We start from the raw sequence: 9893 nt of genomic DNA on the forward strand, positions 1-9893 counted from the left end.
CAGCGTCCATAGTGCGGTAGCTGCCCATCCGCGACAGCAAGAGATAAGGCAGCGTCTGCAGCGAGTCGCTGCCGAATAGGGCAATGACGCCGAGATCGCCGAGCGACAAAGCCATCGCGAACGCGAAACCGGTGGCGAGCGGCCGCCGCAGCGACGGCCAGTCGACCAGCCGGAACCGGTCCCAGCCCGAAATGCCAAGCAGTAAACAGAGCCGTTCGTGGCGTTCGCTCGCCGCATCATAGCCGGGGCGAATGGCGCGGATGGCAAACGGCATCGCCATCACCGCGTTGACGGCGACGACCATGACAGGGGCTATGGCAAAGACATCGCTGAAAGTACGCAGGAGGAGGAACCAGCCGGCGCCGATTACGATGGGCGGCACGACGAGGACGAGGCCGGCGCCGGTATCGGTGGCGTATTCGAGCAGCGTCTTGGCGTCGACGCGACGCCTCAAGGCCAGCGCCCGTCGTGCCATGACGAGCGACAGCGACAGCGCCACTGAAAGCAGCGCCGCCAGCAAGGCGAGCACGGCGCTGGTCAGCGTTGCCTGCCGCACCGCGCGCTCGGCCGCCAGCCGGCCGAGATCGGCGCCAAGGCCTGACGTCACCGTGGCCGCCATCGGCCCGGCGACGAACAGCAATGCCAGAACGATCAATGCTGCGTTCAGCGCGGTCTCGGCCGTACCAGCCGAAAGATACCGGCGCGGTGCCACCGGCAGGTTGGCGTCGCCGACGGTGTTGGCGCCAAGCCGCATCAATGCAAGCACCACGATGAAGGTCAGCGCGATCTGCAGCAGTGTCAGCGTCACCGCGCGGGCAGGATCGAAATCGAAACGCAGCGCCTGATAGATGGCGACCTCCAGTGTCGTCGCGCCCGGCCCACCGCCCAGCGTGAGCACGATGGTAAAGGATGTGATGCAGAGCATGAAGACAAGCCCGGCGACCCCTGGCAGTGCCGCACGCAGCGTCGGCCATTCGATCAACCGGAATGCGGGCCTGGCGCCCATGCCGAGCTGGCTTGCCAGCCGCCACTGGTCGGCCGGCACTGTCGCCAGCGCCTCGAGGAACAGCCGCGTCGCCAGCGGCAGATTGAAGAAGACATGGGCTACGAGGATGCCGGACAGGCCGTATATGCCCGGCCAGCCCTGACCGCCAATCGCGGTGAGCACGCCGGCGAAATAGCCGGCACGGCCATAGAGAGCCAGAATGCCGAGTGCGGCGACGATGGCCGGCAGCGCAAGCGGCACGGCGAAGAGCTGCAGGATCAAGCCACGACCAAAGAAGCGCGGATGCCGCGACAGCGCCCGCGCAACGAACAGCGCCGGCACGACGGAAAGCAGTGTCGACAGCAAAGCCTGCCACAGCGTGAAACGGGCGACACGGAAGAGGTAGGAATCGAAAGTCGACGCGGCGCCGGTCGGGTTGCGTGTAGCTTCAAGGATGAGCCCGGCGAACGCTCCGCCGATCAGCAGCGCAACAGCGGCAAGCGCGATGGTGCCTGCGGTGACGCGGGGATCGGCAGGATATCCGGTATGCATGCCGCCCTGCCTGGTTCAACGATCGTCGAAGCAGAAAATATGGCTGAGGCCGAGTTCCCGCCCACGCCCCTCTGTCCTGCCGGACAGAGGGGGGCACCGTAAAGTGATCATCTTTCAATCACAAGCTACTTGCTCATCACCGACAGCCATTCGTCGACCCAGGCCTTGCGGTTGGCGGCGACCTCTTCGGGGCTGAACAGCAAAGTCTTGGTCGGCTTGACGAGCTTGTCGAAGGCCGGATTGAGCGGCTTGTCAGTTTTGCCGGCAGGAAACATCCAGTTGGTCTCGGGGATGACATCCTGGAATTTCGGCCCGGTCATGAAAGTCAAGAACTGTTTCGCCAACGGGTTCTTCGCACCCGTGGTGGTTATGCCGGCAACCTCGATCTGCAGATACTCGCCCTCCTCGAAGGACGCCGCCTGATAGCGTTCGGTGTTTTCGGCGACCATGTGATAGGCCGGCGACGTGGTGTAGGACAGCACCATCGGCGCCTCACCCTTGGTGAACAGGCCATAGGCCTCGCTCCAGCCCGGCGTCACGGTGAGCACCTTTGCCTTAAGCTTGGCCCAGGCTTCCGGCGCCTTGTCGCCATAGACCGACCTCACCCACAACAGCAGGCCGAGACCGGGCGTCGAGGTGCGCGGATCCTGGATGACGATCTTCTCATCGGCATTGCCGTCGACCAATTCCTCCAGGCTCTTCGGCGGGGTCTTTAGCTTTTCGGTGTCGTAGACGACGGCGAAATAGCCATAGTCGAACGGCACGAAAATATTGTCGCTCCAGCCACCCGGCACATTGACGTCGATGACGACGCCATGCGGCGAAAACAGGCCGGTGGCCTTGGCTTCCGCCGTCAGATTGGTGTCGAGGCCGAGCACGATGTCGGCCTTGGTTGCGGCGCCTTCCAGCTTGACGCGGTTGAGCAGGGCGACGCCGTCGGCGACCGCGACGAATTCGAGAATACAGCCGCATTCGGCCTCGAAGGCCTTCTTCACCGCGGGGCCTGGACCCCAGTCGGCGGTGAAGCTCTCATAGGTATAGACGGTGAGTTTTTCCTGCGCGGATGCCGGCCCGATGCCGGCGAGAAGGGCCGCCGCAAGCAGCATTGCCGAAACAAGAGTGGATAAAAACGTGCGCATCGGCGCCTCCTTCGTTCACGTTGAAAGGAATTGAGGCGTCGGGCTGTCCGAAACGTCTAATCCCTCCGCCGGTACAAACCGGATCAGGTTCAGCGGGTTGGCATGGTTGCCTCTCAGCTGGTCCGCGAAGATCGCGTCCAGCACCCCGTTAGAGCGTTTCGACACATAGGCCCGGCCCAGGTGTGGCGCAAGCGGAAGTTTGCCGGGCATCCGGAACGCGGCCTTCCGTTTCGCAAGCAGGGCTGGTAAGGGCCACGCATATGAGCAAATTCACCATCCTGCTTGGCGGCGATCTTATCCGCACGCCGCTGCTCGACCGCCAGGTCGCTGGCACGCGTGTCATCGCCGCCGACGCCGGCATGAGCCATGCCCGGACGCTGAGCCTGACGCCGGAACTCTGGGTCGGCGACTTCGATTCGGTGCCGGCGGATCTGCCGGACGAGCTGGCCGCCGTGCCCCGGCAGGTGTTTCCGGCAGAAAAGGACAAGACCGACGGCGAACTGGCTATCGCCGCCGCGCTCGAACGCGGCGCGACCAGCCTCGTGCTTGCCGGCGCGTTCGGTGGCAAGCGGACCGACCACGCCTTCTTGCACCTGGCGCTCAGCCTCCGACTGGCCGAGGCAGGGACGGACGTGCTTTTGACCAGCGGCGCACAGGAAGGCACCCCCTTGCTTCGCGGAAAGGCCGGCTTCGACTACGCCGATGGCACGCTGTTTTCGATTCTCGGCTTTTCCGACCTTTCCGGCCTGAGCGTGACCGGCGCCAAATGGCCGCTGAACCATATCGAGGTGGCGTTCGGCTCGTCGCTGACCATTTCCAATGAGGTCAAGGGCCGGCTCGAAATCGCGCTGGGCAGCGGCCGCGCGCTGTTGCTCGCCCACCCATTCCCCCTTACCGAAAGCTGACATGGCGCCGCCACTTCTCAATCTCGACGGGATAAAACTGACCTTCGGTGGCACGCCGCTGCTCGACGGAGCGGAACTGACGGCGTCGGCGGGCGACAAGATCGCTTTGGTCGGCCGCAACGGCTCGGGCAAGTCGACGTTGCTCAAGATCGCTGCGGGATTGATCGAGCCGCAGGACGGCGAGGTGTTCCGCCAGCCTTCGGCGACAGTGCGCTACCTGCCGCAAATGCCCGACATGGACGGTTTCGCCAGCGTCCGCGCCTACGTCGAGGCGGGGCTCGGACCCGCCGACGATCCCTACCGCGCCACCTATCTGATGGAGCACCTCGGCCTGTCCGGCGAGGAACCGCCGAACGATCTCTCCGGCGGCGAGGCGCGCCGTGCTGCCCTCGCCCGCGGCATGGCGCCGGAGCCCGACATTCTCCTCCTTGATGAGCCGACCAACCATCTCGACCTGTCGGTCATCGAGTGGCTGGAGGAGGAGCTTGCCCGCACCTCTTCGGCGCTGATCGTCATCTCGCACGACCGCCGTTTCCTCGAGCGCGTGTCACGCGCCACTGTCTGGCTCGATCGCGGCCAGACCCGCAGGCTCGACAAGGGCTTTGGCCATTTCGAGGAATGGCGCGACAACGTGCTGGAAGAAGAAGAGCGCGAGCAGCACAAGCTTGGCCGCCAGATCGTACGCGAGGAGCACTGGTTGCGCTACGGCGTGACGGCAAGGCGCAAGCGCAACATGCGCCGGCTCGGCGAACTGCAGACCATGCGCCAGCGTTTTCGTGGCCATCGCGGCGCCGAGGGTGCGGCGACCATGGTGGCCAGCGACGCCGCCGAATCCGGCAAGCTGGTGATCGAGGCCAAGAACATCGAGAAGAGCTTTGGCGATCTTACCGTCGTCAAGGGCTTCTCGACCCGCATCCAGCGCGGCGATCGTGTCGGCCTGGTCGGCCCGAACGGCGCCGGCAAGACGACGCTGCTGAAGATGCTGACCGGCGAATTGAAGCCGGACTCAGGCTCGGTGCGGCTCGGCACCAATCTGGAGGTCGCCACGCTCGACCAGAAGCGCGAGGCGGTCGACCCGGCCGAAACGCTGGCGCAATACCTCACCGACGGGCGCGGCGAGAACCTTGTCATCAATGGCGAGCAGCGCCACGTCGTCTCCTATATGAAGGATTTCCTGTTCAAGCCGGAACAGGCGCGCACGCCGGTGCGCGAGCTTTCGGGCGGCGAGCGGGCGCGGCTGCTGCTCGCCCGTGTGCTGGCGCGGCCGGCAAACCTGCTGGTGCTCGACGAGCCGACCAACGATCTCGACATGGAGACACTGGAACTGCTTCAGGAACTGGTCGCCGGTTTTGCCGGTACCGTCATCCTGGTCAGCCACGACCGCGATTTCCTGGATCGCACGGTGACCAGCCTGATCGCGCCGGACGGCGGCGGCCGCTGGATCGAATATGCCGGCGGCTATTCCGACATGCTGGCGCAGCGCGGCGGCACCAGGCTGGACAACCGCAAGGCACTGCCGCCAAAGGCGGAGACCAGCGAAGTGGCGGCGGCAGGCAGGACCGAAGCAGCTGCGCCGAAGGGTCCAGCAAAGAAACTGTCGTTCAAGCAGAAATTCGCGCTGGAATCACTGCCGAAGAAGATCGAGGCGGTGAACGCCTCGATCTCACGGCTGGAGAACAACATCGCCGACCCGGCCTATTACGAGCGCGACCCGGCCTCATTCCAGAAGACCATCGCCGCGCTCGGTAAGGAGCGCGCCACGCTGGCAGCGCTCGAGGAGGAATGGCTGGAGCTGGAGATGCTGCGCGAGGAGATGGAGGGGTAGGGATTTCACGCGTGTTCTTATGCGCCTATCTTATGCGCATGAATGGGAGCTGCTCCATGTTTCAATCGACTCCAAAAGGCCAACGAAAATCGGTCAACACCTCCATCGATTCCAGATTGATCGAAGACGCCAAGGCGCTCGGTATTGACATATCTCGCGTCGCCGAGGAGGGTATCGCCAAGGCGATTTCAGCCGAAAAAACGCGGCGGTGGCAGGAGGAAAACAGGGAGACGATCGAGAGCTCTAACGACTATGTCAGGCGCAACGGACTGCCACTGGCCAAGTACCGGCCGTTTTGATGGCGCGTTACGAATTCTACGGGAGAGCTGAAGGCGACGGCTATCTGCTCGACGTTCAGGCTGATCTTCTTAAAAGTCTAAACACAAGGGTTGTCATCCCGTTGATGCCGCCCAACAGGCCCCGGTGCCGGGCCGCCGGCTGAACCCCACCTTCACGATCAACGGCAGTGACCATGTCATGGTCACTCAATTCATATCAGCCTTGATGGGCTTCTGAATTGCCTGCTGCCGAAGGAAATCTTTCCAGTCGTCACGACGACATCGGGGCCGCACTCGACATGCTGTTCCAAGGCTTCTGAGCCAAGGGGCGCGTTGAGGCTGGTGAGCCGGCCTCAGCCCGCCGTCTTTGTTTGCCAGGCCTTCAGCGCCTCGTCGAACACCTTCTCGCCGGGAATGCCCTTTTCCATGGTGAGCAGCGCCCGCCGTCCGGTCTTGTAGACGACCGGCACGTCGATCCAGTTCTGCCCCCGGAGCAGGGTCAGATTGGCGTCTTCGTCCGCCTTGGTGTCGTTGAGAGCGACCAGGAAGAAGCCGTCGGCGATCTTGGCCGGGATGCCGATCAGCGGGCTGCCGGCATCCTGTTCAGAGCCCTTCATGGCGACGCGCAGGATATTGTCGACGCCGCCGCCGTCGAAACCATCGGGCGTCAGGAAAATCATCTCGATGATATGGCTGGCCGGCAGTGTCTGGTCGGTGTTGCGGCGGATGGTCATGCGCAGCTGCACGTCCTTGCCCGGAATGCTCGCTTCGGCGCGGATTGCCGGCTCGGGCGGCAAATTGCCGCCGGGCGATTCCTGCACCAGCGACCAGACGATACTGCCGGGCTCGGCCGAGCCTTGGGCGGTGCTGGTACGCTCCTCGTAGAAGATTGCCTTTTGGCCGACCGCCAGCGCGGTTTCCGCAGGCGCGGCTGTCGGCGCGGCCGGCGCAGCACCCGGGGCCGGCGCTGCCGGGGCGGCTGCGCTATCGGTCGGCGCCGCCGGCGCCGGCGTTGCTTCATCGGCAGGCGGTGTTGTGGGGGCAGCGCCCGGCGTGGCGGGCGCAGTCGTGGCTGGCGTATCGCCGGCCGGCGCTGTAGGCGCAGGTGCGGCCGGCGGCGGTGTGGTCAGTGCTGCGACGGATTCGCCCTCTCCGATACTGCTTTGTTCTGAAGCGGGGCCGGGATCGACCTCACCGCCCTCCGGTGTCAGCCGCTGGGTGAACTTTGTGCCCTCGGCATCCGTTGGAGCCGCGGCGGCCGGGGGCCTTGCCGCGGCCTCGGTAGCCGGCTCGGCCGGGGTCGGCTTCACCAACGGTTCTATGGTTGCAACAGTCGTGCTGTTGAGACCCATCATGTTGCTGAACGCGTCCTTGTTCAGCCAGACGCCATAGCCGCCGCCGGCGATGACGAGCAAAGCGACGACAGCGGCGATCAGCCCGCCATAGCTGCGCTTGCGCTCGGCAGGACGCAGACGCTGAAAGGTGTCCGGCGCCGGCTCCTCGTCGTTGGGAAAGACATCGTCTCGAAACGTATCGCTCTTCTCGTCCGCCGCCGGAAAATCCGCGTCCGAAGGCACCGCATCGGTGCGCTCTGGCGGAGAAGCAACGGATGGCGGTTTTTGCCAATTCGGCGCGGCTTTGGCGGCAGGCGCCGGCTGCCATGTCGGCTCGGTCTTTGCCGGTTGCCATCTCGGCTCGGCCTTTTCCGGCTGCCGGACGTGGCTGGGTTGGTTCTTGTTGCGGTCGATGGAGGAGAAGATGTCCTCCAGCTCCGACAGCGGATCGGATGCCGGCGCAGGCTTGGCGTACTCCCGCTCGACGCTGGCGATGGCGTCCTCCAGGGTGCGCTTATGCTGGGCAACGACCGAAGGCGCCAGCGGCGGTATGTTCTTGGCCAGCTTGTCCGCGATCGTCGAACGGGCCTTGTCATAGACCCTCGCGCGTATCTCCGGCGTCGGGTTGTCGAGTTTATCGAGCGTCTTTTTCAGAGCACCAACAAAATCTGCCATGCTTCAGTTGACCTGCATTTCGTTTCTGGGCCGGCCCCCGCAAATCGGCCGCGATGCCCGGAACGGCTGAGAATCTAGTCTTGAAACGGATCGGTCACAAGTATTGTGTCGTCCCGTTCAGGGCTGGTGGAAAGGAGTGCGACCGGCGCGCCGATCAGCTCCTCGATGTGACGGACATATTTGACTGCCTGGGCCGGCAGATCGTTCCAGCTTCTGGCGCCGGCGGTGGTGCCTTTCCAGCCCTCCAGCGTCTCGTAGACTGGTTCGACGCGCCCCTGCGCACCCTGGCTGGCCGGTAGATAATCGATCGTCTCGCCATCGAGACGGTAGCCGGTGCAGACCTTAATCTCGTCCAGCCCGTCGAGCACGTCGAGCTTGGTCAGCGCAATGCCCTTGATGCCGTTGACGGCCACGGCCTGACGAACCAGCACGGCATCGAACCAACCGCAGCGGCGCTTGCGGCCGGTGACGACGCCGAACTCATGGCCACGCGTGCCCAGGAACTCGCCGATCTCGTTCTTCTGTTCGGTCGGAAACGGACCTTCGCCGACACGCGTCGTATAGGCCTTGGTGATGCCAAGTACATAGCCGATGGCACCCGGGCCGACGCCGGATCCGGCGGCGGCTTGACCAGCTACCGTGTTGGACGAGGTGACGAACGGATAAGTGCCGTGGTCGATGTCGAGCAGCGTGCCTTGCGCGCCCTCGAACAGGATGCGTTCGCCGGCGCGGCGCTTGTCGTCGAGGATCTTCCAGACACGGTCCATATAGGGCAGGATCTCGTCGGCGACCGAAATCAGCTCTCTCATGATTGCGTCATGCGTGACTTCGGCATGGCCGAGCCCACGGCGCAGCGCATTGTGGTGCGTCAGCAGCCTGTCGACCTTCAAGGGCAGCGTTTCCAAATCCGCCAAATCCATCACCCTGACCGCGCGCCGGCCCACCTTATCCTCATAGGCGGGGCCGATGCCACGACGGGTCGTGCCGATCTTCGTCCCGGAATTGGTGGCGGCGTCTTCGCGGAATCCGTCCAGCTCCCGGTGCAAGGACAGGATAAGCGCGGGGTTTTCGGCTATTTTCAGGCGCTCCGGCGTCACCCCGACGCCTTGCGCCTTCAATTTCGCCACTTCCGCGACGAAGGCGTGCGGATCAAAGACGACGCCATTGCCGATGATGGACAGCTTGCCTTGCCGCACCACCCCGGACGGCAGCAGCGACAGCTTGTAGACCTTGCCGTCGACGACCAGCGTATGGCCGGCATTGTGGCCGCCCTGGAAGCGTACGACGACGTCGGCGCGTTCCGACAGCCAGTCCACGATCTTGCCTTTGCCCTCGTCGCCCCATTGCGAGCCGACGACCACCACATTGGCCATGTTTCTTTTCCCTTGAGGCGCCGCTCGGAGCGGCTTGAAATAGTTCGAAACGACAGGCTTCTATCGCATTAGGCCCGAAAATCGGAATCGATTTTCGGAAAGCACGATGCGAACATTCAAGCCTTGAGACGTGTACTTTGTCCGTCCAGTGGACGCACGTCGCTCTATAACGTCAAGACCCGGCGAGCGCGACCATTCTTTACCGCCGAAAGCGCCCTCAGGCACAACAATTTTCGCCTTTGACATCATTTACTTGGGCGAACCACCACAATAGGTCGGCAAAAGACCCTTCGCCTGCCCTCCCGGCTGGAAATTTTAGCCATGCATCGAACCGCCTATCTGTTCCTGCTGTTCACCACCTTGCTGTGGGGCGGCAACTCCGTGGCCGGCAAGCTGGCAGTCGACCACATCTCGCCGATGACGCTGGTCTTCCTACGCTGGGTTCTGGCCGTTCTGATCATGCTGCCGCTCGGCTGGCGAACGCTGCGCGAGGACTGGCCGGTGGTGCGCAAGCATTGGTTGCTGCTTGGCGGGCTCGGCGCTTGCGGCTTCACCTTCTTCAACGCGATCTTCTACACGGCGCTCAACTACACGACGGCGATCAACGTCTCGATCGAGCAGGCGGCGATACCGATCGTGATCATCCTCGCCAATTTCGTGCTGTTTCGCCTGCGTGTGAACCGGGTGCAGATCGCCGGCGTCGTGCTGACGATTGTCGGTGTCGCCCTGACAGCCAGCCATGGCGATCTGCGCCAACTTCTCAAGCTGAATCTCAACTGCGGCGACGCCGTCATGCTGATCGCGGTGCTTTGCTACAGGTGGTGCTC

Annotated in this window: 9 protein-coding genes and 1 riboswitch; of the genes, 5 read left to right on the forward strand and 4 right to left on the reverse strand. The window is 63.8% G+C overall.

What is annotated here, in order from left to right:
* On the reverse strand, nt 1-1537 hold a 1537-nt coding region (gene thiP / locus EOA85_RS18020; protein ID WP_127210624.1), incomplete at its 3' end, for a thiamine/thiamine pyrophosphate ABC transporter permease.
* A 125-nt stretch (nt 1538-1662) separates the two neighbouring features.
* Nucleotides 1663-2676, reverse strand: a complete 1014-nt coding sequence (gene thiB / locus EOA85_RS18025; RefSeq protein ID WP_127210625.1) for a thiamine ABC transporter substrate binding subunit — start codon at nt 2674-2676, stop codon at nt 1663-1665.
* A 43-nt stretch (nt 2677-2719) separates the two neighbouring features.
* Nucleotides 2720-2834, reverse strand: a riboswitch (TPP riboswitch).
* A 102-nt stretch (nt 2835-2936) separates the two neighbouring features.
* Here thiB and EOA85_RS18030 point away from each other — a divergent pair.
* The 4 genes from EOA85_RS18030 to EOA85_RS40115 are packed head-to-tail and all read left to right on the forward strand — an operon-like array spanning nt 2937 to nt 5848.
* On the forward strand, nt 2937-3581 hold the full coding sequence (locus tag EOA85_RS18030) for a thiamine diphosphokinase (protein WP_127210626.1): 645 nt from the start codon (nt 2937-2939) through the stop codon (nt 3579-3581).
* Nucleotide 3582: 1 nt separating this feature from the next.
* Nucleotides 3583-5406: an ABC-F family ATP-binding cassette domain-containing protein gene (locus EOA85_RS18035; RefSeq protein WP_127210627.1), complete on the forward strand. Its 1824-nt coding sequence runs from the start codon at nt 3583-3585 to the stop codon at nt 5404-5406.
* Between the two features lie 56 nt (nt 5407-5462).
* On the forward strand, nt 5463-5705 hold the full coding sequence (locus tag EOA85_RS18040; RefSeq protein WP_127210628.1) for a type II toxin-antitoxin system CcdA family antitoxin: 243 nt from the start codon (nt 5463-5465) through the stop codon (nt 5703-5705).
* Complete coding sequence (locus tag EOA85_RS40115; RefSeq protein ID WP_348627913.1) at nt 5705-5848, forward strand: CcdB family protein; 144 nt, start codon at nt 5705-5707, stop codon at nt 5846-5848. The genes EOA85_RS18040 and EOA85_RS40115 overlap by 1 nt, the downstream gene beginning before the upstream one ends.
* A 189-nt stretch (nt 5849-6037) precedes the next feature.
* On the opposite strand, the gene EOA85_RS18050 is transcribed toward EOA85_RS40115, so the two are convergent.
* Together EOA85_RS18050 and EOA85_RS18055 are read right to left on the reverse strand one after the other, a co-directional pair.
* A complete protein-coding gene (locus EOA85_RS18050; protein ID WP_127210629.1) occupies nt 6038-7693 on the reverse strand; it encodes a hypothetical protein in 1656 nt (551 codons plus the stop codon).
* 74 nt (nt 7694-7767) lie between these two features.
* Nucleotides 7768-9066 carry an adenylosuccinate synthase gene (locus tag EOA85_RS18055; protein ID WP_127210630.1) on the reverse strand — a complete coding sequence of 433 codons (1299 nt, stop codon included), beginning with the start codon at nt 9064-9066 and terminating at the stop codon, nt 7768-7770.
* Between the two features lie 321 nt (nt 9067-9387).
* Between EOA85_RS18055 and EOA85_RS18060 the strand changes: the two genes are divergently transcribed.
* On the forward strand, nt 9388-9893 hold a 506-nt coding region (locus EOA85_RS18060), incomplete at its 3' end, for a DMT family transporter (protein WP_164759727.1).

The organism is Mesorhizobium sp. M5C.F.Ca.IN.020.29.1.1, from assembly GCF_003997375.1.
Classification (GTDB): Bacteria; Pseudomonadota; Alphaproteobacteria; order Rhizobiales; family Rhizobiaceae; genus Mesorhizobium; species Mesorhizobium wenxiniae.

Coding starts and splice junctions, on each gene's coding strand:
- thiB (WP_127210625.1), bottom strand. CDS start 2,676: ATGCGCACGTTTTTATCCACTCTTGTTTCGGCAATGCTGCTTGCGGCG.
- EOA85_RS18030 (WP_127210626.1), top strand. CDS start 2,937: ATGAGCAAATTCACCATCCTGCTTGGCGGCGATCTTATCCGCACGCCG.
- EOA85_RS18035 (WP_127210627.1), top strand. CDS start 3,583: ATGGCGCCGCCACTTCTCAATCTCGACGGGATAAAACTGACCTTCGGT.
- EOA85_RS18040 (WP_127210628.1), top strand. CDS start 5,463: ATGTTTCAATCGACTCCAAAAGGCCAACGAAAATCGGTCAACACCTCC.
- EOA85_RS40115 (WP_348627913.1), top strand. CDS start 5,705: ATGGCGCGTTACGAATTCTACGGGAGAGCTGAAGGCGACGGCTATCTG.
- EOA85_RS18050 (WP_127210629.1), bottom strand. CDS start 7,693: ATGGCAGATTTTGTTGGTGCTCTGAAAAAGACGCTCGATAAACTCGAC.
- EOA85_RS18055 (WP_127210630.1), bottom strand. CDS start 9,066: ATGGCCAATGTGGTGGTCGTCGGCTCGCAATGGGGCGACGAGGGCAAA.